General features: G+C 70.1%; 19 protein-coding genes. 11 read left to right on the top strand and 8 right to left on the bottom strand.

The genetic code is table 11. The features are described 5' to 3' along the window. The first annotated feature begins 163 nt into the window (after positions 1–163). Positions 164–1756: a sigma-70 family RNA polymerase sigma factor gene (locus ACFY5A_RS08655; protein WP_387233206.1), complete on the top strand. Its 1593-nt coding sequence runs from the start codon at positions 164–166 to the stop codon at positions 1754–1756. On the opposite strand, the gene ACFY5A_RS08650 is transcribed toward ACFY5A_RS08655, so the two are convergent. The 4 genes from ACFY5A_RS08650 to ACFY5A_RS08635 all read right to left on the bottom strand — a co-directional run bounded on the left by ACFY5A_RS08650 (position 1753) and on the right by ACFY5A_RS08635 (position 6437). Further along, on the bottom strand, positions 1753–2244 hold the full coding sequence (locus ACFY5A_RS08650) for a nuclear transport factor 2 family protein (RefSeq protein ID WP_387233203.1): 492 nt from the start codon (positions 2242–2244) through the stop codon (positions 1753–1755). The genes ACFY5A_RS08655 and ACFY5A_RS08650 overlap by 4 nt on opposite strands. A 39-nt stretch (positions 2245–2283) precedes the next feature. Continuing rightward, on the bottom strand, positions 2284–2628 hold the full coding sequence (locus ACFY5A_RS08645; RefSeq protein WP_341940178.1) for a CHY zinc finger protein: 345 nt from the start codon (positions 2626–2628) through the stop codon (positions 2284–2286). 241 nt (positions 2629–2869) lie between these two features. Next, the gene (locus ACFY5A_RS08640; RefSeq protein ID WP_341940179.1) at positions 2870–4879 is read right to left on the bottom strand and encodes a putative Ig domain-containing protein; all 2010 of its coding nucleotides are present in this window, start codon (positions 4877–4879) and stop codon (positions 2870–2872) included. 193 nt (positions 4880–5072) lie between these two features. Beyond that, entirely contained in the window at positions 5073–6437 is a 1365-nt protein-coding gene (locus tag ACFY5A_RS08635; RefSeq protein ID WP_341940180.1) for a sigma-70 family RNA polymerase sigma factor, read from the bottom strand. Between the two features lie 351 nt (positions 6438–6788). Between ACFY5A_RS08635 and ACFY5A_RS08630 the strand changes: the two genes are divergently transcribed. From ACFY5A_RS08630 to ACFY5A_RS08620, 3 genes are all read left to right on the top strand, one after another. Next, positions 6789–7292: a hypothetical protein gene (locus ACFY5A_RS08630; protein WP_387233199.1), complete on the top strand. Its 504-nt coding sequence runs from the start codon at positions 6789–6791 to the stop codon at positions 7290–7292. 82 nt (positions 7293–7374) lie between these two features. Beyond that, a complete protein-coding gene (locus ACFY5A_RS08625; protein ID WP_341940182.1) occupies positions 7375–7893 on the top strand; it encodes a hypothetical protein in 519 nt (172 codons plus the stop codon). 24 nt (positions 7894–7917) lie between these two features. Then, positions 7918–9021: an acyl-CoA desaturase gene (locus ACFY5A_RS08620; protein WP_341940183.1), complete on the top strand. Its 1104-nt coding sequence runs from the start codon at positions 7918–7920 to the stop codon at positions 9019–9021. Positions 9022–9147: 126 nt separating this feature from the next. Here ACFY5A_RS08620 and ACFY5A_RS08615 read toward each other — a convergent pair whose 3' ends face one another. Further along, positions 9148–14940 carry a hypothetical protein gene (locus tag ACFY5A_RS08615; protein ID WP_387233196.1) on the bottom strand — a complete coding sequence of 1931 codons (5793 nt, stop codon included), beginning with the start codon at positions 14938–14940 and terminating at the stop codon, positions 9148–9150. 280 nt (positions 14941–15220) lie between these two features. Here ACFY5A_RS08615 and ACFY5A_RS08610 point away from each other — a divergent pair, with 280 nt between their 5' ends. From ACFY5A_RS08610 to ACFY5A_RS08600, 3 genes are read left to right on the top strand one after another with little or no spacing between them, the layout of a single operon-like run. Next, positions 15221–15820, top strand: a complete 600-nt coding sequence (locus tag ACFY5A_RS08610; protein WP_387233193.1) for a dihydrofolate reductase family protein — start codon at positions 15221–15223, stop codon at positions 15818–15820. Between the two features lie 13 nt (positions 15821–15833). Beyond that, a complete protein-coding gene (locus tag ACFY5A_RS08605) occupies positions 15834–16169 on the top strand; it encodes a YciI family protein (RefSeq protein WP_387233191.1) in 336 nt (111 codons plus the stop codon). Continuing rightward, on the top strand, positions 16166–17383 hold the full coding sequence (locus ACFY5A_RS08600) for an RNA polymerase sigma factor (RefSeq protein WP_387233188.1): 1218 nt from the start codon (positions 16166–16168) through the stop codon (positions 17381–17383). Before ACFY5A_RS08605 ends, ACFY5A_RS08600 begins: the two co-directional genes overlap by 4 nt. 79 nt (positions 17384–17462) lie before the next feature. Here ACFY5A_RS08600 and ACFY5A_RS08595 read toward each other — a convergent pair whose 3' ends face one another. After that, a complete protein-coding gene (locus ACFY5A_RS08595; protein WP_341940188.1) occupies positions 17463–18053 on the bottom strand; it encodes an XRE family transcriptional regulator in 591 nt (196 codons plus the stop codon). Between the two features lie 78 nt (positions 18054–18131). Between ACFY5A_RS08595 and ACFY5A_RS08590 the strand changes: the two genes are divergently transcribed. Further along, entirely contained in the window at positions 18132–19067 is a 936-nt protein-coding gene (locus ACFY5A_RS08590) for an NAD(P)/FAD-dependent oxidoreductase (RefSeq protein ID WP_341940189.1), read from the top strand. A gap of 44 nt (positions 19068–19111) precedes the next feature. Then, the gene (locus ACFY5A_RS08585) at positions 19112–19399 is read left to right on the top strand and encodes a hypothetical protein (RefSeq protein ID WP_341940190.1); all 288 of its coding nucleotides are present in this window, start codon (positions 19112–19114) and stop codon (positions 19397–19399) included. 11 nt (positions 19400–19410) lie between these two features. On the opposite strand, the gene ACFY5A_RS08580 is transcribed toward ACFY5A_RS08585, so the two are convergent. Together ACFY5A_RS08580 and ACFY5A_RS08575 are read right to left on the bottom strand one after the other, a co-directional pair. Next, a complete protein-coding gene (locus tag ACFY5A_RS08580) occupies positions 19411–20025 on the bottom strand; it encodes a TetR family transcriptional regulator (RefSeq protein ID WP_341940191.1) in 615 nt (204 codons plus the stop codon). A 9-nt stretch (positions 20026–20034) separates the two neighbouring features. Then, entirely contained in the window at positions 20035–21831 is a 1797-nt protein-coding gene (locus tag ACFY5A_RS08575) for a glycoside hydrolase family 3 protein (RefSeq protein ID WP_387233184.1), read from the bottom strand. Positions 21832–22007: 176 nt separating this feature from the next. Here ACFY5A_RS08575 and ACFY5A_RS08570 point away from each other — a divergent pair, with 176 nt between their 5' ends. Then, entirely contained in the window at positions 22008–23342 is a 1335-nt protein-coding gene (locus tag ACFY5A_RS08570; RefSeq protein WP_387233181.1) for an MFS transporter, read from the top strand. Next, on the top strand, positions 23339–24130 hold the full coding sequence (locus ACFY5A_RS08565; protein WP_387233178.1) for a tyrosine-protein phosphatase: 792 nt from the start codon (positions 23339–23341) through the stop codon (positions 24128–24130). The genes ACFY5A_RS08570 and ACFY5A_RS08565 overlap by 4 nt, the downstream gene beginning before the upstream one ends. The last annotated feature ends 5 nt before the right edge of the window (positions 24131–24135 follow it).

The raw sequence follows: 24135 nt of genomic DNA, 5'->3' as shown, positions 1-24135 counted from the left end.
CGTATCTGCGTCTGGGCCGCATCTCCCCTCACTTCGCGGCCCGGCGAGCGGGGCCGCCTCCCATGGCCCCGCTCGCCCCTTCTCCTCCTCCGGCCCGTTCACCGGCGTGAGGTAGTCTCGCTTCACGACCGGCGCCCGAAGCCGATCGGCAAGACGAGGTTCCATGGACGACCCCAGCGACACGACAGACGCGGAGACAGACGGTCAGCTTCTGCTCCGCAGCCGTGACGGCGATCGCCATGCCTTCTCCGAACTCTGGCGCCGACACGCACCCGTGGCCGTCGCCTACGCGCGAAGCCTCGGCTCGTCGCCGCCCGACCCCGAAGACGTGGTGTCCGACGCGTTCGTCAGCATCCTCCGCCAGCTCAGGGCCGGCAAGGGTCCGCAGCGCAGCTTCCGCCCCTACCTGCTCACGACGGTCAAGAACACGTGGATGAGCCACGCACGCCGCACGCCGCTGATGAGCTCCCTGGACGACACCGAGCATCCTCCGTCCGTCCTCGGCGCGATCGACGTCGAGGCGATGGTGAATTCGACCGCTCTGGCGGAGGCGTTCGACTCGCTCCCCGAACGCTGGCAGCACGCTCTGTGGCTGAGCGAGGTGGAACAGCTGCCCCCGCGTCAGATCGCCGAACTCCTCGGCATCCGCCCCAACTCGGCGGCCGCGCTCACCTACCGCGCCCGCGATGCCCTTCGCAAGGCCTGGATCCGGGCCCATCTTCGAGCGGCGCCCGACGGCACCGACCACGCGCGCGTGATCGAGCTGCTCGGAGCGTACGCGCACGACGATCTCTCTCCGCGCTCCGAGCGCTTCGTCACCGCGCACCTCGACGGATGCGCGACCTGCCGCTCGGCCGCGGGCGAGGCCAGGAAGCTGGCCAGAGCGATGACCATCGGCCCACTCCTCGCCGGTGGCGCAGGTCTCGTGCTCGCCCCCGCGCTCTTCCCCACCGAGCAGGCCGCAGCCGCGGTCGTGGGTACGACGGGACCGTCCGGGTGGGTGGGAGCATCCGCCGGCGCGCAGCCGGTGCTCCACGCAGCCGGCCACTCGGCGGCCCTGCTGTGGCCCGTCGCCGCCGCGACCGCGGTGGCGCTGTCCGTCGGGGGCAGCCTGTTCGTGCGCCCAGATGCGGCGCCGGACGCGACCGGTGTGCTCACGCCCACGGTGTCGGCCTCCGCGCCCCCAGCATCCGCTCCGACCCCCTCTGCATCGCCTTCCGCCGCCGAACCCGTCGAGCCGACTCCGGCCGCCCCGTCGACGATGCCCGCCCCGCCTCCCCCGCCCGCCGTGCCGCCGGCCGCACCGCTGCTCGATCCCGTCGAGACGACGCCGCCATCCGCCGCCGAGAAGCCCGTGGAGATCGTCAGGAAACCCGGCAGCGGCAACGCCTTCGGCAACGATCACAAGGATGAGGCGACGCCCGCGCGCAACGACGCCGACGAGGACGACGAGCGCGTCGACGCCCTCACGACCGGGCCGCGGGGCTCATCCTGGTGGTCGTCGACCGTCGTCGTCCGGGTGACGACCGACGCGAAGAAGGACACGGCCAGCATCGCGGTGTGGGGCGCCGGTGACGCCGACCTCGCCATCGTCGTGGACGCGCAGACGATCGGGATCGCCCCGGACGCCCTCGGCTGGTCCGACGCGTTCGTGGTGACGCTGCCCGAGGGCGAGCACACGGTATCGGTGCACTACGTCGACGCAGAGGGTCGGATCGGCGAGGCCGCCGCCCAATCCGTGTTCTCGGTCGACTAGCCGGAGCGCCCCGGCGCCGCCATCGGCATGAACGTCCGGTCTCCCGACGAGGCCACACCGTCGAGCAGCGCGCCAGCGGCGGTCAGCACCCGTGCGGTTCCCGCATGCCCCTGCGCACGGGCGATCACCGGCCCGAGCGCGCGCGTGAAGGCGGTCACCGCCGGAAGCGGCCGCATGTACAGCGTCAGCTCTCGGATCAGCCCGGAGTCGTCGAGGCGAAGCCGCTGGCACTCGTTGAGCGTGCGCCCGCGGACCGTGGTCGTCGCGAAAAGCACGACCTCATCGTCGCCGCGCACCTCGCCGTCGAAGCGGATGCCGTCGAGCACCTCGAACGCCGAGACGAGGAGCTCGCGGATCTGCTCACGCCCGCGGAAGGCGAAGCCGTCCGTGAGCGGAGAGATCAGCACGGCGTCGTCGGAGAGGACCTCCGCGGCGAGCGCGGCATCCGCCGTCTCGCCGGCGCTCTTCCACTGCTCGATCACGTCCACGATGTCGCCCCCTGCCTGCTGCCCTGCGGTGCCCAGAGTCTACGGGGCCACCTCGAAGTACAGATGCGCATGAAGGGAGCACCCGGGGTTGAACCCCGACGCGCAACGCGGGCATGAGGAGGACTCCAGATACTCGGCGATGGTGAGCACGGAGCCGCAGACGCCGCACAGCACTGCCTCGGCACCGCGTTCGTCGAGCGGCCACACCGCCGAGGGATGCCCGGCGGCCTCTTCGTGGCAGAGGTGGCACGGATAGAACTCCCCGCAGCATGCGAACCGGATGGCGACGACGTCGAGCTCGGACCGGTAGTGGACGCATCGCGTCTGCCCGTCGACGACGGCTCCCCGCACGCGCGGGGCATCGGGTGTCGACGTCGGATCCATGCTCCCCATTGTGCGCCCGCGACGCTCCGGAGAGGAACGCTGCCCGGAGAAGAGAAGAGGGGCGGCGCTCGGGGAGAGCGCCGCCCCTCGGGGAGGTGTTGAAGGGGGCACGTGGGGGGTGCCACCCTTCAGGGGAGGTGCTGTGCACCGCGTGACGGGGAGGTCACGGTCAGCCCGGGGAGACGGGCTATGAGTACCAACGGATGTCCGGAGGGAATCTGTCGGTCCTTGCGCAGATTCCTCAGGATGCGCGTCGGCGACGCGACCCGATCAGGTACACCCCGCCCGCGAGCGTGAGGATGCTGCCCACTGCCGCCGCGACGATCGCGAAGGACGCGGTGCCTCCGGTGATCGCCAGCGATGCGCTTCCGCCGTGCGAGCCGCCACCGGCCCCGCTGCCACCGCCCGTGCCTCCGGACCCGCCATCAGACGGATCGGTCGGCGTCGGGCTGGGCGTCGGCTGCACCGTCCGGTCGACGATCACGATCGTGTACTCCTGGGTGTCGGTGCCGTACTGGTTCGTCGCGGTCACGGTGAACGTGTAGGTGCCGGCCGCCGTCGGGGTTCCGCTGAGCGCCCCGGTCGCTCCGTCGAACACGATCCCCGGCGGCAGAGCCCCCGCGGATACGGCGAAGGTGATCGGACCGGGGCCCGTCGCCTCGACCGTGGCCGTGTAACCGGTGCCGACGGTTCCGCCGGGCAGCGTCGGAGTGACGATCACGGGCGGCTCGAGGTAGGTGAAACCGCCGGGATAGACGGTCGACGTCTGGTACGGCGTCGGCGTCGTGCCGGCGATCAGCCCCGTGGTCACGGCGACGTCGACCGGCCCGTGCACGTGCGGCGGGGTCACGACGCTGATCGGGCAGCCCGATGCGTCAAGGTCGGTTCCGGGGATCCCGTCGAAGGTGACCTCGGTCACTCCGAAGCTCAGCGCCAGTCCCGGCCGCATCCGACCCTCGGACGCGTAGCTGCCCAGCTGCGCCGGGCCCGAGATCCCGCCCCAGTCGGGCCGCATGCCGCCCCAGCTGTAGAGCCGCCCGTCCGAGCCCAGCCCGAACGACGCCTGGAGGCCGACCTCGATGTCCGTGATCGTGACTCCGGCGGGGATGTCGCTCGTGTCGACCTTCACCGGGGCGGCCGCGTTGGTCATCGTGTTGTTGCCGAGCTGCCCGTCGGGATTGGCCCCCCAGCTGTACATGCTGCCGTCGTCGGCGAGGACGAGAGTGTGGAATTCGCTGGCGACGATCTTCGTGATGCCGATTCCTGCGGGCATCTCGCCCTGCGCGACCGCTACGGGCACGCCCGACGCGGGCGCGGCGGGGTCGCCGATGCCGAGCGAGCCGTTGCCGTTGTTGCCCCACGAGTAGATCTTGCCGTCGGTGCCGAGCGCGTAGCCGACGTACGATCCTGCCGCGACCTGGGTGAACGTGACCCCCGCGGGGACGGCGCCCTGCGCGAGCTTCACCGGCGAGAGCCGGTCTGGGCCGCCGACGCTTCCGTCGCCGTTGCCGCCCATGAAGCTGCCGCCCCACGAGTAGATCCAGCCGTCGCTGCCGAGAGCGTAGGTGTTGCCGTTGCCGTTCGCGATCTGCGTGATGGTGACGCCGGCGGGGATCTGCCCCTGCGCGAGTGCCACCGGCTCAGGACGCCAGCTCGCGGTGCCGTCGCCGTTGGACGGCTCGCCCCAGCTGTAGACCCAGCCGTTGTCGGCGAGCACGGAGGCGCGTCCGGATCCGATCGCGAGCGACACCGGGGTGACACCGGCGGGGATCTGCCCCTGGTGCACCTTGACGGGCGTCGCCGACTCCGACGGGTTGAAGGCGCCGATGCCGAGTTGACCCGACGAGTTCATGCCCCAGGCGTAGATGCCCCCGTCAGCGGCGAGCACATACCCGGCGTACTGGTCGTAGTCGGCATCCACGATGTCAGCGCCCGCGGGGATCTCGCCCTGCGAGATCTGCGCGGGACCCGAACCACCGCCGTTGCCGTTGGCGCCGTACTGCCAGGCGCCCCAGGTCAGGACCCTGTCGTCCTTCGTGACGATCATCGCGTTCATGCCGCCGGCGGCGAACATGTCGATCGGCGACACCTCGACGCAGTCGATGAAGACGGTCGTCCCTCCGGCGACGGGACCTGCATCAGGAGTCGGCGCCGCCCATCCGATGCCCGATGCGGTGATCGCGAGGACCACTCCCACCGTCGCTCCCGTACCCAGCAGGCGCCGAAACGGCGCACGATTTCGTTCAGACATGAATGCTCCCCAGCGTTCTTCCGGCGGCATCCCCGCAATGCGCCCGAGGAGAGAGATGCTCGCTCCGGCGATCCATTACGCGAATACCGCGGATCGGTATGTCGGAGCGCGTTCGCTCTCCGACAGAGCGCGCCCGTCTGACGGAGCGCACCCTCTCCTGGGTTAACGAGGCAGCGGCGAGAATCTGACGGCGTCAGCCGACGAAGGCCCGCACCGTCTGCGGGGTCGAGCGCAGTTCCCCCTGCGCGCGACCCGTCACGTCACGATCGTCCATCAGACCCGACAGCGAGAGCGAGTACCGCCCCTCGTCATCAGGGCGGGTGTCGGAGAGGACGAACCGCCCGTCACCGCCGCCGTCGGCCAGACACACGGCCCCGGCCGGGTCCGTGGTGCAGTCCCACCCCTCCGGAACCTCCACGACGGCCATCCCGGCGGGCAGGATCAGAACCAGTCGGACGTCCTCCGCTGCCTCCAGATCCAGCGCGACGTCGATCTCGGCACGCCCCTCCTCGACCGCGTGCGAGGTCACGCTGAAGCTCCCCCTCGGATCAGCCCCGGCCGGAAGGAACTGCTGCACTCCGGCGAGCACGAGTAGCCCCACTCCGGTGACGATCGACAGGATGGCGAGAGCACGGGAGGTCGACGCAGGCACCCGAGACCACCATCGGGCCGCCGCTCCCGACACCGCGCTCGGCATGCGGGGCGTTCGACGCTCACTCGGCGCATCGGGAGATCTCCCGGCATCGGGACCGCGCCCCTCGTCGGCCTGGGCAGGGCTCTGAGCATCCAGCACGCTCCCCACGACGAAGAGCGGGATCACGCCGAAGAGCGTCGTCAACGCACCGAACCGCGCCCATGCGGCGCGACACCGGGCGCAGGTGCGGATGTGCGACATGCCACGCGAGTCCGGCGCGTCGTCGACGAGTTCGGTCACCGTCTCGGGGAGCCGTCGGGCTGCCCGTCTGCACTCTTCAGGGGCGCCGTCCTCCAGGATCTCCCGCAGCGTCGCCCTGCGCAGCCCCACCTTCGCCCGCCGCACGAGCGAGTAGATCGCCGACGCCGGCCTGCCCAGCTCGGCTTCGAGCTCCGCCGGCTTGCGGCCGTCGATGACGACCCCGACGAGCACCTGCTGCTGGTCGGTCGGTAGGGAACGAAGCGCGGACGTGACGTAGCGGTACTCGCGGTGGAGGTCGGCGTCCCTCGTCGAATCGACGTGGGGCGTCATCTCGGCATCCGCGTCGATGACTCCGCGCACACGGGATCGCGGCGAGCGGTACTCGTCGATCACCCGATTGCGCATCGAGCGGGCGACGTACGTGTTCGGGTTCGTCGTCGGGCCCGTGCCCTGGGCCCACACGCCCAGCAGCGCGGTGATCGCCTCGGACGCCAGATCCTCGTGGTCGATGACGCCGTTCGCGATCCATCGGGCCATGTACAGCAGGTGCGGCAGATTGTCGGCGAGGTACTCTCCCGCGGCACCGCGGTCTCCCTCGTTCGCCGCGCGGGCGCGTGCGTCGTCGAGGGCACGCCGATCAGCGGGCGCTGGTCCGTCCGTCATTTCCTCTCCCCTGCTGCACCCCCGTTTCGCGCGCCGTCGGGCACGGCACGCGACGGGACGATGACGCGCCGTCCCGATAACGCCGACACTACGATGCGGATGCGCTGATCACCGCATCCTGGTCGGATTGTGTCCGCGCCCTCGGAACGAGTCGGCGCGGCCGCTGAGACCCCCTCGCTGCGCGACCGCCCCGACTCGTCGACGCCCCCCACTGAACACAACGAGAACGGACCGCGAATCTGACGGCGTGCGGGAAGAGAACCCGGCTCATGAGATGATCGCGGGATCGCGCGGAACGGTTCGCCGCCGCCCGCGCTCAGGGCAACGCACGCACGGAGCGGGAGACGCAGGGTGGAAGAGATCGACGAGACCGAGCGCGCCGCTCGTGCCGCCCATCTGAAGGAGCGGATCTACCTCACCTTCGCCGCACTCGCCGTCGTCCTCGCGCTGTCCAGTCATGGCCACGTCACCGCCGGCGAGGCCGCCACCACCCTGATCGTCACCGTTCTCGGCACGCTGCTCGCCGTGTTCACCGCGGATGCCGTCTCCCACGTCGTCGTGCACGGCAGGTTCTTCACCCGCCAGGAGCTCGGCCACGCCCTCGGCTCCAGCTTCGGAGCGCTCAGCTCGGTTGCCCTGCCGTTCGTCTTCCTCGGCCTCGCCGGGCTCGGCGTCTGGAGCGCAGAGGCTGCGCTGCGCGCGGGCACGATCGCCCTCGTCGCGTCGCTCGTCGTGATCGGCTGGATCGCCGTGCGCCGCATCCCGCTCACCTGGTATCAGCGGCTGGTCGCGCTGGGCGCGGAGGCGGCACTGGGCCTGGCCGTGATCGGGCCGCAGGTCCTCGCGCACGGGTAGGCCGCTCGGAGAGACGGTGAGGCTTCCCGTTCCACGCCCGGTTGCTGTGAGCGCACACAGCAACCGGGCGTAACGTCGGTACATGAACGCACAATTGAAGATCGCGGGGCACAGCCCCGACCTGCTGGGTCTGGAATCCGTCCTCGTCGGCTCGCTCCCCGCGACGCTGATGACGGATGACGCTCCCGACCACTACACCGTGGAAGCGGTGTTCACGCGCAAGACCGATCGCGACGAGGTCGCCGCGATCCAGGGCAGCGAGACGCGCGCCCACCTGTCCGCGAACGGATTCCCGACCGTCGAGCTGCATGTCGCCGATCGTCGTCTGGAGATCGCGAACACCAACCTGGAAGAGCTCCGCGACGGCCTCGCTGCCGTGATCGCCGAGCGACTGGCCGAGATCAGCGCCGCCCTCCAGGCGGAGCATGAGATCGCGGCCCACCGTTTCCAGGACGCCTCCGATCGCGAGCAGGAGCGCGCGGCATCCGTCGCCGCCCTGGCCGAGTCGGTGGCATTCACCCGTCGCACCGCGGAGGTCGCCCTCGATGACGACGCGCGCATCGACGACTGGGTCGAAGAGGGCGGTGCCGTCCGCGCATAGGGCGGCGCCCGAGAAGAGGTCATCATGGACGGCATCCGTCCGATCGTCCGCACGCGCCCGCGCGACAGCGCCCCGCGTGCGACGAGCACCTTCACCGAACTGGCGCAGCAGATCCGCGGACTCGGTCTGCTGCGCCGCCGATACGGCTACTACTGGACGAAGCTCGTGGCCGCTCCTCTCGCCGTGGCGGTCACGCTCATCGCCTTCGTCTGGATCGGCGACACGTGGTGGCAGCTGTTCACCGCCGCCGTCCTGGCGATCGTGTTCACGCAGATCGCGTTCCTCGGACACGACGCCGCGCATCGGCAGATCTTCGTGTCCGGACGATGGAACGACTGGGTCAGCATCGTCCTCGGCGACCTGCTGGTGGGGATGAGCTACGGCTGGTGGCAGCACAAGCACACCCGCCACCACGCCAATCCGAACAAGCTCGGCTCCGATCCCGACATCGAGCTCCCCGTCATCGCGGTCACGGCGGAGACGGCGGCACGGCACCACAGCCCGCCCGTGGCGTGGATGCGGGCGCACCAGGGGCTGCTGTTCTTCCCGATCCTCCTCTTCGAGGGGCTGTCGCTGCACGCGTCGAGCGTCCGGCGGGTGTTCACGAAGGGGCGCCTGGAGAGGAGGTGGGCGGAGATCGCCTTCCTCAGCATCCGCATGATCGGCTATCTGGTGCTGGTCTTCCTCGTGCTCTCCCCGGGGATCGCCTTCGTCTTCCTCGCCGTGCAGCTGGGGCTCTTCGGGTTCTACATGGGCATCGCGTTCGCCCCGAACCACAAGGGGATGCCGGTGGTGCCCCGCGACATGACCCTGGACTTCCTCCGGCGTCAGGTGCTGATGAGCAGGAACGTCAAGGGCGGCCGCTTCCTGGACGTCGCGATGGGCGGGCTCAACTATCAGGTCGAGCACCACCTCTTCCCGTCGATGCCTCGGCCGCATCTGCGCAGGGCCGCACCGGTCGTCGCCGCGTACTGCGATGCGCACGACGTGCGGTACACACGCGTCGGGCTGCTCGCGTCGTACGCGATCGTGGTCCGCTACATCAACCGCGTGGGGCTGGGCGAGCGCGACGTGTTCACCTGTCCGCTCGTGGAGCAGCGGAGCGCCGTGGGCTTGGCGAGGGGATGATCAGAGCGCGCCGAGCGCGCCCTGATCTCCGGAGTCCGTGCGGGGCCGACCTCCACTCCTCGGCCCCGCACGGAGCGGGAGCCAGGAGACGCCGGCACGGGGAGTGTGCTGCGGCGTCTCCTGGTGTCATGCGGTGCGCGACCGACGCGAACGGGTGCGAGCGACGAGTCCGGCGCCCGCCAGCATCAGCAGCACCGAGAACGTGAGCGCGCCGACGGCGAGCTCACCGCCCGTGGGCGGCAGCGCGACCGCGAGCACTCCGGTCTTCGCGGTGGAGGGGTCGGAGACGATCTTCGGTCCGCTCGGAGGCGTTCCGGTCGCCGTCGCCGTGTTCTCCAGGGAGCCCTTCTTCTCGTCGGCCTTCTGCACGACGTACGTCGCCGTGCAGACGACCTTCTCGCCGGGCGCCAGGCTGCGTGCACCGTCGGCGCACGAGGGCGTCGACAGCGCGCCGGCGCCGGTGAAGGCTCCCTCGGCGATGGCGACGTCAGCGATCGTCACGTTGCCGGTGTTGGTCACCGTGAACGTGTAGGTGACGGTGTCGCCTTCCCGTGCGACCTGCTTGTCGGCGACCTTCACGAGCGACAGCGCGGGGTTCTGGGTCCCCTCGATGACGACACGTGACGGGTCCGTCACGACAGGCTCGCCGGCGGGCGGATTCCCGGATGCCGTCGCGCTGTTCTCGAGCGCACCGGCATCCACATCGGCCTGCTGCACCGTGTAGGTCGCCGTGCAGACGAGCTGCTGACCGGGGATGAGGGTGCGCGCGTCAGGGCAGTCGAGAGCCGAGAGCTCACCGGCGCCGCTGAAGTCGCCCTCGGCGACGGCCACCGCAGACATCGTCACGTTGCCGGTGTTGGTCACGGTGAACGTGTAGGTCACGGTCTCGCCGACGACGAGGTCGGTCTTGTCCGCGGTCTTCACGATCGCGAGTGCCGGGGCAGGGGTCGCATCGCTCGTCGTGGTCGACGGGTCCGACTCGATCGGGTCGCCACCAGGAGGCGTGCCCGTCGCGGTGGCGGTGTTCGCCACACGCCCCGCGTCCACATCGGCCTGCTGCACGACGTACGTCGCCGTGCAGATCAGCTGCGCACCGGGTGCGAGCGTGCGGTCGGCCGGGCACTCGACCGCGGAGATGTCTCCTGCGCCCGTGAACGCGCCCTCCTCGATCGCCACGTCGCTCAGGGTGACGTTGCCGGCGTTGGTGACGACGAACGAGTACGTGATGGTCTCGCCGAGCACGAGCTGCGTCTTGTCGGAGGACTTCACGATCGTGATCGCCGGGGACTGCGTCGCCGTGATGTTCACTGCGGACGGCGCCGAGACCACCGGGTCACCGGTCGGGGGGTTGCCCGTGGCGGTCGCGGAGTTGTCCACCGTACCGGCATCGACATCGGCCTGCTGCACCACGTAGGTGGCCGTGCACTCCAGCTCCCCACCGGGAGCGAGAGTCCGGTCCGTCGGGCAGTCCAGCGCCGACAGCGCACCCGCACCAGTGAACTCGCCCTCCACCACGGAGGCGTCAGACAGAGTGACGTTGCCGGTGTTCGTCACGAGGAACGTGTACGTCACCGTCTCGCCGAGCACGAGCTGCGTCTTGTCCGCCGACTTCACGATCGTGATCGCCGGAGACTGCGTCGCCGTGATGTTCACCTCAGAGGGCTCCGAGACCACCGGGTCACCGGTCGGGGGGTTGCCCGTGGCGGTCGCGGAGTTGTCCACCGTACCGGCATCGACATCGGCCTGCTGCACCACGTAGGTGGCCGTGCACTCCAGCTCCCCGCCGGGAGCCAGGGTCCGGTTCGCCGGGCAGTCCAGTGCCGACAGCGCACCCGCACCGGTGAACGTCCCCTCGACGACGGACGCGTCGGTCAAGGTCACGTTGCCGGTGTTCGTCACGAGGAACGTGTACGTCACCGTCTCGCCGAGCACGAGCTGCGTCTTGTCCGCCGACTTCACGATCGTGATCGCCGGAGACTGCGTCGCCGTGATGTTCACCTCAGAGGGCTCCGAGACCACCGGGTCACCGGTGGGCGGGGTGCCCGTGGCGGTCGCGGAGTTGTCCACCGCTCCCGCGTCGACATCCGCCTGCTGCACCACGTAGGTCGCCGTGCACTCCAGCTCCCCACCGGGAGCGAGAGTCCGGTCCGTCGGGCAGTCCAGCGCCGACAGCGCACCCGCACCAGTGAACTCGCCCTCCACCACGGAGGCGTCAGACAGAGTGACGTTGCCCGTGTTCGTCACGAGGAACGTGTAGGTGACGGTCTCGCCGAGCACGAGCTGCGTCTTGTCCGCCGACTTCACGATCGTGATCGCCGGGGACTGCGTCGCGGCGATGCTCACCTCGGACGGCCCCGACACGACGGGATCACCCGTCGGAGGAGTTCCCGTCGACGTCGCGGAGTTCGTGATGCGTCCGGCATCCACGTCCGCCTGCTGCACCACGTAGGTGGCCGTGCAGTCCATGAACTCGTTCGGCGAGAGCGTCCGATCCACCGGGCAGTCGACGGCCGAGAGCGCCCCTGCGCCGGAGAACGTCCCCTCCACGACCGAGGCGTTCGTCAGCGTCACGTTGCCCGTGTTCGTCACACGGAACGAGTACGTCACCGTCTCGCCGGCGACCAGCGTGCGCTTGTCGGCGGTCTTGACGATCGACACCGACGGCTCCGGATCGGACGGCGTGCGCGTCGTCGACGGGTCTGAGGTCACCGGGGTACCGGAGGGCGGAGTGCCCGTCGCGGTCGCGGTGTTCTCCATGGAACCCGCATCGACATCCGCCTGCTGCACCACGTAGGTCGCCGTGCACACCATCTGCGCACCGGGAGTCAGCGTCCGGTCGGCCGGGCAGTCCACGGCCGAGATCGTGCCGGCGCCCGTGAAGGAGACATCCTGCACGGCGGCATCCGTCAGCGTGACGTTGCCGGTGTTCGTGACGACGAACGAGAACGTGACGGTCTCGCCCACGACGAGCACGGCGGTGTCGGAGGACTTCTTGATCGAGATCGCCGGAGTCTGCGTTCCGGTGATGTTCGCCGCGGAAGGCGTCGAGGTCACCGGGTCGCCGGTGGGCGGGGCGCCCGTCGCGGTCGCGGAGTTGTCGACCGAGCCGGCATCCACATCCGCCTGCTGCACCACGTACGTGGCCGTGCAGTCCATGAACTCATCCGGCGAGAGCGTCCGGTCGGCCGGGCACGTCACGGCGGAGAGCGAGCCCGCCCCCGTGAAGGTCCCCTCCACCACGGAGGCGTCCGTCAGGGTCACGTTGCCCGTGTTCGTCACACGGAACGAGTAGGTCACCGTGTCGCCCGCGACGAGGTTCGTCCGGTTCGCGGTCTTCGCGATCGTGATCGCGGGAGCCTGCGCACCCGTGACCTTCGCCTCGGACGGAGCGGAGACCACCGGGGTCCGCGACGGCGGGGTGCCCGTGGCGGTGGCCGTGTTGTCGATCGCACCGGCATCCACATCCGCCTGCTGCACCACGTACGTCGCCGTGCACTCGAGCTCCCCACCGGGGGCGAGCGTCCGATCGGCGGGGCACGAGACGGCCGACAGGGCGCCGGCGCCGGAGAACGACCCCTCCACCACAGCGGTATCGGTCAACGTCACGTTGCCCGTGTTCGTGATCGCGAACGTGTACGTGATCGTCTGACCGACGACGAGGTTCGTCCGGTCCGCGGTCTTCACCAGCGCCACCGAGGGCGTCTGCGCTGCGGTGAGGTGCGCCGCCGAGGGTTCGGACGTCACGGGGCCGCCCGAGGGCGGGGTGCCGGTCGAGGTGGCCGTGTTGTCGAGCACGCCGGCATCCACGTCCGCCTGCTGCACCACGTACGTGGCCGTGCAGTCCATGAACTCGTTCGGGGAGAGCGTGCGGTCGGACGGGCACGTCACGGCCGAGAGCGAGCCCGCTCCGGAGAACGTCCCCTCGACGACCGACGCGTTCGTCAGCGTCACGTTGCCCGTGTTCGTCACACGGAACGAGTACGTCACGGTCTGACCTGCGACCAGGGTGGCGCGGTCGGCCGTCTTGACGATCGACACGGACGGGTCGGGGACCGACGGCGTGCGCGTCGTCGACGGGTCGGAGGTCACCGGGATGCCGGAGGGCGGGGTGCCCGTCGCGGTCGCGGTGTTGTCCATGGAGCCGGCATCGACATCCGCCTGCTGCACCACGTACGTGGCCGTGCAGACGAGCTGCGCACCGGGGGCGAGAGTCCGATCAGCGGGACAGCTCACCGCCGACATCGTGCCGGCGCCGGTGAAGGCGGTCTCGTTGACGCCGACGTTGTTCAGCGTCACGTTTCCGGTGTTCGTCACGACGAAGCTGAACTTCACGGTCTCGCCGACGACGAGCACGGCGGTGTCGGAGGACTTCTTGATCGTGATGCCCGGGGTCTGCGTCGCGGTGAGGCGGACGCTGGAGGGGGTCGAGGTCACGGCGATGTCGTCGGGAGAGACGGCTCGCGCGGTCGCGGTGTTGTCCACGGCTCCGGCATTGACGTCGGCCTGGCGCACCACGTACGACGCGGTGCAGGTGGTCGAGGCTCCGGTCGCCAGCGGCTGGGGCAGCGCCGGGCAGCTGATCGCCGACATCGCTCCGGCGCCGGTGAACGCGGTCTCCGACACGGAGATGTCGTGAAGCGGCACGTTGCCGTCGTTGGTGACCTTGAACGAGTAGGTCACCGTCTCGCCGGCGACGAGGGTCGAGGTGCTCGCCGTCTTCTGCAGCGAGACGTGCGGAAGCCGGGCGCCGTTCGTGAACGTGCACACCGCGGCGACGCCCTTCGGCCCGCCGTCCGGCACGATGAACGAGCCCGTGCTGCCCGTGCCCGAGGCCAGGACGTTGCCCGAGTTGCGGTCGACGCAGGTCCAGCTCGAGTCGTACTTGGGCCTGCCGGTTCCCGTGCCGGTCTCGGTCACGGTGATCTGCTGGCCGGAGAGCACGAGGACGGGACCGGCTTCCTGCGGCTGGACGCCGGAGGCCGTGCCGGCGGTGGTCGCCGTGTTGCCCTTGGTGATGCCGTCACCCGAGATCGTCATCGTGACCTGGTCGGACGCGGTGTGACGCCCCGCCGGGAAGTCCTTGACGATGGAGACCGTGTTCGGGGAGGCGCACGAGGCCATGTCGACCGAACCGGCGGTGGCGAAGGGGACGTTGCTGATGACCGCGCCGCTGGTGGGGTTGACCTTGTACATGCGGTTGCCGCCCGCCACGTACAGGTAGCCGTCGCCCGCGAAGGCGATGCCGTTGAGCGCCGTGCCGTTCGCGTCGATGCGGACGAGCTCGGTGGCCGTGATCGCCACGGGGGTGCCGGCGGTGGCCGGGATCTTCTGGTCGATGACGCTCACGACGTTCACCGTGCCCGCGCCGCTGCCGCCGGCGACGACGTAGAGGTTGCCCTGACTGTCGAAGGCCCAGTCGCCGTTGCCGCCGCCGTTGGGGATCGTGCCGGTGGCGACGAGGCCCATGGACTGGTTGGTGGTCGTGTTGAAGCCGTAGACGTTCAGGACGTTGCCGGTGAGGCCGCCGTAGTAGTAGTGGCCGTTCGCCTGGTTGATCGCGCCGTGCGTCACCGCGGTGTTGGCCTCTCCCGCGCCGAGCAGCGTGGTCTGACCGGTGATGCTGGAGTACTGATAGATCGAGCGGGCCGTGCCGGCGTTGGCAGGGAGGACCCCGACGATGATCTCGCCGTAGCCGTCTCGGTCGGCGTCGTAGATGCCGGTGCCGTTGAGGTTGCCGGTCGCGCCGGCGATCGAGAACGATCCGACGGAGGTCTGCGCTCCGCCGGTGCGTTCGATCTGCCAGATGTTCCGCGGGCTCACCCCCTGCTGGGTGTAGACGTCACCGCACGACAGACCGCCTGCGGCCACCGCCGTTCCCTGGTCGACCACCACCACGTTGACCGCAGCGAGAGCGGTCACGACGACCGCCACCACCGCCGCCGCAATGGATTTCGAACCCTTGAGCTGTGTTTTCCGGGCGCGCCCGAATCCCCACTTCATCGGCATCCCGTTCTCCCCCGGTTACCCGTTGCTAAATATCCCCTGAATCAGGAGACCCACAACCCCCCACCCTAGGGGTTTTGCGCGAGCCTTTTCAGCGAACGCCTAGCTAGCATCCCAGTTAGACCGATATTTCAGTTCGAGGATGTCGAATCCGCCCTTCCGCGTTCGTGGTACTGGTGAGAGAAAGGAACTCATCATGAAGCTCACCATCAGCCTGCAGGTCACTCTCGACGGAGTCGCTCAAGCGAACGGCGGCAACAACGAGGAGATGGACCCCGGTTTCACCCGCGGAGGCTGGGCGATCCCCTTCGGCGACGCGGATGCGGCGCAGTACATCCTCGACACCTGGCGCCGCCCCGACGCGTTTCTGCTGGGCCGGAAGACGTTCAGCCTGTTCGAGACGTTCTGGGGAGCACGCAGCGACGACGGCGGGTTCGGCGAGGCGATCAGCTCGGCGCCGAAGTACGTCGTCTCGAATACGCTGACCGCGCCCGCCTGGTCGGGAACCACCGTGGTCTCGGGAGATGTCGCCGGGGCGATCCGCGACCTGAAATCGCAGCCGGGAGCCGAACTCCTCGTCGTCGGCAGCGCAGCGCTCGCACGCTGGCTCCTCGAGAACGAGCTGGTCGACGAGATCAACCTCGTGCAGTTTCCCGTGATCGTCGGCGAAGGAGAGAAGCTGTTCCCGCAGAGCGGTCGCGACTTCGCCCTGGAGCTGGTCGACTCGACGGTGTTCGGCACCGGGATCATCGCATCGACCCATCGAGTGGGCGGCCGCCCCGTCTACGCGCAGTGAGAGGAACGACCGCATGCACTACCTGGTCAACGTCATCGACCATCGCAGCGAGTCCGGCACCGAAGAGGAGGCCGTGGCGATCGACGCGTTCAACGAGAAGCTGGTCGCCGGCGGACACTGGGTCTTCGCCGCCGGACTGGCCGATCCCACGGCGTCGACGGTCGTCGACGGGCGCGGCGCCGAGCCGATCTTCACCGACGGCCCGTTCGCCGAGGCGAAGGAGTGGGCCGCGGGGCTCTGGATCATCCAGGCCCCTGACCTCGACGTCGCGCTCAAGCTGATGGCCGAGGGATCGAAGGCGTGCAATCGCCGGCTCGAGATCCGTCCGATCCTTCCGCCGCCCGTGTGACCGAGGTCCGCGACGCCCTGTCCCGCGCCCACCGCGAAGAGTGGGCGCGGGTCGTCGCGACGCTCGCCAAGCGCTTCGGCGACCTCGACACGGCCGAGGATGCGGCGGCCGAGGCGTTCGCGACGGCGGCCGAGCGCTGGCCAGACGACGGGGTCCCTCCCGCGCCGGGGGCGTGGCTGACGACGACGGCGGTCCGCAAGGCGATCGACCGCATCCGGCGTGAGAGCACGCGGGATGCGAGGCACAGGGAGGCGATGCTCGTGTACGACGGCGAGACGACGCCGCTCGGCGTGATCGACGATGATCGGCTGCGGCTCCTCTTCATCTGCTGCCATCCGGCGCTGGCGATGGAGTCGCGCGTCGCGCTCACGCTGCGCATGGTCGGCGGCCTGAGCGTGCCGGAGATCGCGAGCGCGTTCCTCGTGCAGGACACGACGATGGGCGCGCGCATCACCCGGGCGAAGGCGAAGATCGCGGCGAGCGGCATCCCGTACCGCATGCCGACGGCGGAGGATCTGCCCGTGCGGACGTCGGGAGTGCTGGCCGTGCTGTTCCTCGTCTTCAACGAGGGGTACCTCGCATCGGGCTCCGCCTCTCCTCCCCTGCGTCAGGAGCTCACCGCCGAGGCGATCCGCCTCACCCGTCTGCTGCGCGAGATGCTTCCGGCGAACGGCGAGGTCGCGGGGCTGCTGGCGCTGATGCTGCTGATCGACGCTCGGCGCGCAGCGCGCGTCTCGCCCGCGGGTGAGCTGATCCCGCTGTTCGAGCAGGACAGGATGCTGTGGGATGCCGCGCTCATCTCCGAGGGGCACGCACTCGTGCGCGAACGGCTGGCCTCCGGCGTCGCGCCCGGTCGCTTTCAGCTGCTGGCCGCGATCAACGCGGTGCACACCGACGGGGCGGCGACCGACTGGTCGCAGGTGGTGGCGCTCTACGATCAGCTGGTGCTGATCGACCCCTCTCCGGTCGTGCGGCTCAGCAGAGCCATCGCTGTCGGGGAGTCCGAGGGCGCGATCTCTGGTCTGGCTCTGATGGACGGTCTCACCGCCGACCTCGGCGGATATCCCCCGTTCCCCGCGGCCCGCGCCCTGCTGCTCGCGCGACTGGGCCGCGATGACGAGGCCCGGGTGGCGTACGACGCGGCGATCTCTCTCGCGCAGAACTCGGGGGAGGTCGCTTATCTGAGAAGGCGCCGGGCCGAGCTGGGGTCCTGACGCCCATGATGCCGGCACGAGTGGCGCCCTGACGCAGACGGCACCCTGCCAGCGCCACGTGCCAGGAACGGCGCGTGGCTCACTCCGACCTCTGGCCCCCGCCTGCGCGGACGTGGGCGCGCTCTCCCTGACGACCGAACAGACTCAGCACCTCCGCGGGAGCGCCGTCTGCGCTTCCGAACCAGTGCGGCACGTGCGTGTCGAACTCCGCGACCTCGCCCGCTTCCAGCGTCAGATCGTGAGCGCCGAGGATGAGCCGCATCCGCCCGCTCAGTACATACAGCCACTCGTACCCCTCGTGCGCCCGCGGCTCCGGCCTGATCTGACCGCCGGGAATCAGGATCTTCCACGCCTGCACCGATCCGGGCTGCGGAGTGAGGGGGATGACCACTCGCCCGTTCACCCGCCTCGGCTTCAGACGCACCCGCGGATCGCCCACCTCCGGCGCTCCCACCAGCTCATCCAGCGGCACCCGATACGCCTGCGCGAGAGGGAGCAGCAGTTCGAGGCTCGGCCGACGCTGCCCCGTCTCGAGACGTGACAGGGTGCTTGTCGAGATCCCTGTGGCCGACGACAGCGCCGCCAGGGTCATGCCGCGCTGACCGCGCAGCCACTTCAGACGCGGACCGACGGCGTCCAGCGCCGAGTCGATCATCGCAGACGGGTCCATCCCGTCAGTGTGACCCATCCATCCCGGAAACGGCAACGAACTTTGCCGAAACCGGTGCCGACGATCGATCCTTGCCTCATGAACGACTACGACGCACTGATCATCGGCGGAGGCGCCGCAGGGCTCAGCGCAGCCCTCGTCCTGCTGCGAGCTCGACGCCGGGTCGCGGTGATCGACGCGGGTCACCCCCGCAATGCTCCCGCGTCGCACATGCACGGGTTCCTCTCCCGCGAGGGGATGCCGCCCGCCGACTTCCTCGCCGCCGGACGCGCCGAGGTCATCGAGTACGGCGGTGCGATCATCCACGACACGGTCGTGGCCCTCACGCCGGGGTTCGTCGCACAACTCTCCGACGGCACCTCCGTGCGGGGGCGCCGAGTGCTCGCGACCACGGGCCTTCACGACCGGATCCCCCTCCTCCCCGGCCTCTCCGAACGGTGGGGCAGAGACGTGCTCCACTGCCCGTACTGCCACGGCTACGAAGTGCGCGATCAACCCCTCGGTGTCCTCGGCGGCGACGCGGACGCGATCGCCCACGCCATCCTCGTCCGCCAGTGGTCGGACGATGTGATCCTCTTCGTCGGCGACACCGCTCTGGGCGACGAACAGCGCGAACTGCTCGACGCGCGAGGCGTCCGGATCCAGCCGGGAGAGGTCCGCGGGCTCGTCATCGACGACGACGTGCTCACGGCGATCGAACTCGACGACGGGCGACGGATCCCCCGACGAGCCCTGTTCGTCCGCCCCGTCTTCGTCGCGAACGACGCGCTGCTGAGAGACCTCGGATGCGGTGTCGACGAGGCCGGGTGGATCATTCAGCGCACCGGCGGCGCCACGACCGTCCCCGGCGTCTACGTCGCCGGCAACGCCGCGGACCCCCGCGCCCAGGTCATCACCGCGGCAGGGCAGGGCTCTGCGACGGCGATCGCGATCAACGCCGACCTCGTCGCCGACGACCTGCAGGCCGCGCTCTCCCGAGCACGCACCGCCTCACCGTCGGCGCCCGCCGACTGAGCCACCCCGCACCACCGACCGAAAGACCCCGAAGGAGCACTCCCATGACCGCACGATCCGACACCCCGCCCGCACCCGGCGCACCGGCCGTCGCGCCGCCCTCGAAGCATCAGCTCGCCCTCATGATCTGGATCGCCGTGTTCCCCACGCTCACGATCCTCAATCTGATCCTCGGCGACCTCCTCGCACCGCTCCCGATGATCGTCAGGACACTCGTCCTCGTCAGCATCGCCGTGCCCATCGTGATCTACGGCGCGATGCCGGTGCTGCACCGTGCTCGTCGCGCGATCATCCTGCGTCGCCGCGAGCGGGTCGCGACCGTCGGGGCGTAGACGGCGGCGTCCTAGGCGCGCACCCGCTCGTACAGTCCGTTCGCGGCCGCGGTGAACACGGCGACGTAGTCGATGCGCTCCGGCAGTGTCGACCACTGATCGCGGATGCCCTCGTTGAGCGCCAGCAGCTCGAGGATCAGCTGCTGCGGATCCGTGCCCCTGGCGATCTCTCCCGCGGCGATGCGCTCCTCGACGAGCGGGATGAGGGAGTCGAGTGCGGCTTCGAGGGTGCGCTGCGCTCTGCCCTCGACGGGGTGCCCCGCGATGCGCGAGGCACCGGTGAGCATGACGCGGAAGCGCAGCAGCTCCGGCTCCTCGGCGGCCCGACGCACGGCCGCGATGAACTGGTCGAACAGCGAGCGCACCGAATCCGTCGGCAGCGTGATGGTCTGGTAGACCTCCTCGCGGCGCTCGACCACGGCCATGAACAGGTCGTGCTTCGTGGCGAAGTGGTGCAGCACTCCGGCATCCGTCACCCCGGCGGCGCGTGCGATATCGGCGATGCGGGTGCTCTCGTACCCCTTGCGCCCGAACTCCGTGGTGGCTGCCGCCAGGATCCGCGTGCGTCGGGCGTCGCCGCGGGCCACGCGCTTGTCGACGTCGGTGGAGGACTCGGAGCTGCTCACCCTAGAACCCTACGAGATGTTCGGCCAGTGGAGACCCTTCCCGAAACGCCACAGCGGATCTGCCGTGTCGAAGGGCACGTCCTCCCGCGACGCCTCCACCGCCGCCATCGACCGGGGCAGGTCGAACGGTAGGCGCCCGGTGGTCGCGGCGCGACCGGAGACGGCGTCGAGCAGGATGCCGTCGTCGACGCCGAACGTACCGAGAAGAGTCACCCCGAGCTCGGCGAGCGGAGTCAGCACGGCGGGCCGGTCGAGGAACACGTCGATCACGGTCGGAGTCTGCGCTGCGATGTCGGAGATCCGCGCGACCTCCTCGTCGGAGAACTCCAGGCTGCCGCTGTGGAACCCCTGCTCCAGCATCCCCTCGCGCTGCTCGTACGGGGCCGCGAGGCGGAGGATCGCGAGATCGGCGGATGCCGGGTCGTCGACGACGAGCGCGCGTCCGGCGAGGGCGTCCGTGTCCATCCCCTCGACGTGCACGCGGGTGGTGGGGGTCAGCGCGACGGGCTCGCCCTGCAGCGCCACGACGGACGCCCGCTGCACGCGCTCGCCGATCGCGAGGTGCGCGGGGATCGCGATGCGTTCGCGGACCTCGGCGGGGGCAGCCGCGCGTGCAGCCGCATCGTCGAACAGCCCCAGCCGCTCCTTCTCGCGCAGGACGCGCCGCACCGACTCGTCGATGCGCTCCTCCGACACGAGGCCGCGGTCGAGCGCCTCCAGCACGGGCGCGGGATCGTCCTCGCCGCCGAACTGGTCGACCCCGGCGTCGAGCAGCCGCACGACGCGCTGCACGGGGTCGGCGTCCAGCATCCCCCACGCCCGCACGGGCAGCTCGACGCCGAGGCGGGGCAGATGCATGCCGTTCACGATGTTGAAGTCGGTGACGACCACCCCGTCGAAGCCGAGCCTGTCACGCAGAAGATCCGTGATGAGGCGACGCTCGAACGCGAAGCCGACCTCGTCGTACTCCAGCCCGAGCGGCGCGGCGTAACCCGGCATGACCCGCACGACGCCGGCGTCGATCGCTGCGGCGAAGGGGCGCAGATGGTCGTCGAAGCGTCCGCCGGGATAGACGGTGTGGGCGCCGCGCTCGAAGTGAGCGTCCTCACCGCCGCGCTGGGGTCCGCCGCCGGGGAAGTGCTTCACGGTCGCGGCGACGCCCGACTCGCCGAGGCCGGTGACGTACTCGCTCACGAGGCGGGAGGCGAGGCCGGGGTCTTCGCCGAAGGTGCCGGAGACGCGGGCCCAGCGCGGCTCGGTGGCCAGATCGGCCATCGGGTGCAGCGCGATGTGGATGCCGGCCGCCCTGAGCTCCGCGCCGATCATCCGCGCCGCCTCGCGCACGAGCGCGGGGTCGTGGGTCGCGGCGAGGGCGATGGGCTCGGGGAACGACGTGAAGCCGCCGCCGCTCATCGCGACATCGTGATTGCGGCTGCGGCCGTGCACGGGGTCCGAGGCGACGGAGACGGGGATGCCGAGCCTGGTCGACGCCGCGACGCCTCGGATCGCCTCGCCCCACCTCGCCAGCTCGGCGACCGGGGCGGGGTTCATCAGCGTCACGTGCGAGACATGGCGCTCGCGCAGCAGCGCGGTGGTGGGGGCGAACCCGAACGGCGACTCGTCGTCGGCGCCCTCCCAGAGCGTGCCGCCGGCGCCGGTCACGATGCGCGCGACGAGCAGACTGCCGACCTTCTCCTCGATGGTCATAGCGGAGAGCAGCGCGTCGAGGCGCGTCTCTGCGGCGGAGATCGTGGTGTCGGTCATGTCGGCGTCCTTCGTCGGCTCGGCGGCTGCGGGCAGTGGCATCCGCTCCAGTAGACCATAAAACCTAGTGACGACTAAGTGAATTTTCGACGACCTCTTGCGCGGGGAGGAATCCGCGCGTTATCGTCGGCTGAATTAACTTAGTGGTCACTAAGCTTTTACCCCTGGGAAGGGAACGGCTGGTCCAATGAGGGACCACACGGACCGAGGAAGGACCCATGCACACCACTCCCCCCACCCCGCAGACGCGCGTGCCGATGTCGCGCATCTACCTGTTCGCGCTCATCGAGCTCGCCGCACTCGGCGCTCTCGTCACCCCGCTCGTCGTCTCGCTCTCCCTGAAGGTGCTCCAGCTCGTGCCGGAGTCGCAGAAGGAAGGAGCGCTCGGTCTCGTCACGGCGCTCGGCGCTCTCGCCGCCCTCGTCGCCAATCCGATCTTCGGCCACCTCTCCGACCGCACGCGCAGTCGCTTCGGCCGACGCCGTCCCTGGCTCATCGGCGGCGTGGTCGGCGGTGTCCTCGCGGCCGTGCTCATGGCCGTCGCCCCCAGCATCCCCGTTCTCGTCGTCGCCTGGGTGCTGTCGCAGGCGGCGTACAACGCGACGCTGGCCTCACTCTCCGCGCTGCTCGCCGATCAGGTCCCCGAGGAGCAGCGCGCCAAGGCGTCCGGCATCTTCGGCGCGATCGGCTTCCTCGGGATGGTGCCCGCCATGCTGGTCGCGGCGTTCTTCGCGTCGAACCTCACGATCGTCGTCCTCGCGATGCCGATCGTCGCCGTGATCATCGTCGCGATCGTGTGCCTCGTCATCCCCGACCCGCCGATCGAGCGGGTCGACGGAGAGCGCGGCTCGATCGCACAGGTGTTCCGCGCCTTCCTGTTCAACCCGGCCAAGGCGCCGATGTTCACGCTGGTGTGGGTGCAGCGGGCGACCATGCAGTTCGGGTTCACCGTGGTGTCGACCTTCGGACTCTTCTACCTGATGATCCGACTCGACATGGATCAGGTCGCCGCGGCATCCCTCACCTCTACGGCGGCGCTCGCCGGGGCGGCACTGAACTTCGTCGCCGCGTTCGCGTGCGGCTACCTCGCCTCCCGCCGGGGCAACTACGCGCCGTTCATCATCGGGTCGGCGCTGCTCATGGCGCTGTCGCTGCTGCTCAAGGCGTTCACGCAGGACCTCTCGGTGTTCTGGGTGAGCACGCTGCTCGCCGGGTTCGCGCTCGGCGCCTACTACGCGGTCGACCTCGCCCTCGCGATGCGCACGCTGCCCGTCGGCGAGGAGGGCAAGTACCTCGGCATCTTCAACGTCGCCAAGACCCTGCCGCAGTCGATCGCCCCGGCCATCGCTCCCCTCGTCGTGCTGATCGGCGGGAGCGACCCGGTCGCCGGAGGAGAGAAGAACTACACCGCCCTGTACCTCGTCGCGGCCGCCGCCGTGCTCGCATCGCTGCTGACCCTGCCGGGTCTGCGCCGAGTGCTGCGGCGCGACGTGTACGACGCAGGGCGGACCACCGCCGCGGCCAGCGCCGCGCAGAAAGAGGAGGTCGCGTGAGCGCCATCATCGCCGGAACCTACAACTCCCGGGACACCGGAGGCACGCCGCTCTCCGCGGGAGGCGTCACCCGCGCGGGCGTGCTCTACCGCTCCGACGCTCTCGCCGGCATCACCGACGACGGCATCCGCACACTGAGCGACAGCCCCATCGGCACGATCGTCGACTTCCGCAGCGACTTCGAACGCGTGGACGCCCCCAACCGACTCGGCACGGAGCGCTCGTTCGTCGAGGTCGGCCTCCCTCTGCTCGAGGGGTCGATGACCGGGATGCCGTCGCCCGGCGATCTCGGAGACCTCGGAGATCTCGACGGCGAGGCCGCGCGGGCGATGCTCTCGCGCATCCCGTCGCTGGCGGATCTCTACGTGGGCATGCTCGGATCGGCTGCGGCGTCGTTCGCCGAGGTCGCGCGGCTCGTCGCACGGCCCTCCGACGAGAGCCGCGGCGCTGTGCTCGTGCACTGCACCGCGGGCAAGGACCGCACCGGCGTCGCGACGGCACTGCTGCTCGACGCGGCCGGTGCGGACCGCGCCGCCGTGGTCGCCGACTACGTGCAGAGCGAGACGAACCTCGCGGGCGACTGGGCCGATCGGATGCTGGAGCGCGCCAGGAGCTGGGGCATGCCGCTGGTCCCCGCCCTCACCGATCTCGTCACCGCGACGCCCCCGCAGGCGATCGAGGCCGCGTTCGCGTGGATCGACGAGCGCGGCGGGTCGGCCGAGTACCTTCGCAGCGGAGGACTGTCGGACGACGACCTCGAAGCCCTGCGCGCTCGTCTCGCCGGCTGAGGGGT

Source organism: Microbacterium sp. NPDC012755 (assembly GCF_042901325.1).
Taxonomy (GTDB): Bacteria; Actinomycetota; Actinomycetes; order Actinomycetales; family Microbacteriaceae; genus Microbacterium; species Microbacterium natoriense.
The sequence above is the reverse complement of the archived record's forward strand: the minus strand, read 5'-3'. Positions and strand labels throughout refer to the sequence as shown.

Coding starts and splice junctions, on each gene's coding strand:
- ACFY5A_RS08635 (WP_341940180.1), bottom strand. CDS start 6,437: ATGACGGACGGACCAGCGCCCGCTGATCGGCGTGCCCTCGACGACGCA.
- ACFY5A_RS08575 (WP_387233184.1), bottom strand. CDS start 21,831: ATGCCACTGCCCGCAGCCGCCGAGCCGACGAAGGACGCCGACATGACC.
- ACFY5A_RS08590 (WP_341940189.1), top strand. CDS start 18,132: ATGAACGACTACGACGCACTGATCATCGGCGGAGGCGCCGCAGGGCTC.
- ACFY5A_RS08620 (WP_341940183.1), top strand. CDS start 7,918: ATGGACGGCATCCGTCCGATCGTCCGCACGCGCCCGCGCGACAGCGCC.
- ACFY5A_RS08655 (WP_387233206.1), top strand. CDS start 164: ATGGACGACCCCAGCGACACGACAGACGCGGAGACAGACGGTCAGCTT.
- ACFY5A_RS08605 (WP_387233191.1), top strand. CDS start 15,834: ATGCACTACCTGGTCAACGTCATCGACCATCGCAGCGAGTCCGGCACC.
- ACFY5A_RS08610 (WP_387233193.1), top strand. CDS start 15,221: ATGAAGCTCACCATCAGCCTGCAGGTCACTCTCGACGGAGTCGCTCAA.
- ACFY5A_RS08645 (WP_341940178.1), bottom strand. CDS start 2,628: ATGGATCCGACGTCGACACCCGATGCCCCGCGCGTGCGGGGAGCCGTC.
- ACFY5A_RS08570 (WP_387233181.1), top strand. CDS start 22,008: ATGCACACCACTCCCCCCACCCCGCAGACGCGCGTGCCGATGTCGCGC.
- ACFY5A_RS08640 (WP_341940179.1), bottom strand. CDS start 4,879: ATGTCTGAACGAAATCGTGCGCCGTTTCGGCGCCTGCTGGGTACGGGA.
- ACFY5A_RS08625 (WP_341940182.1), top strand. CDS start 7,375: ATGAACGCACAATTGAAGATCGCGGGGCACAGCCCCGACCTGCTGGGT.
- ACFY5A_RS08595 (WP_341940188.1), bottom strand. CDS start 18,053: ATGGACCCGTCTGCGATGATCGACTCGGCGCTGGACGCCGTCGGTCCG.
- ACFY5A_RS08585 (WP_341940190.1), top strand. CDS start 19,112: ATGACCGCACGATCCGACACCCCGCCCGCACCCGGCGCACCGGCCGTC.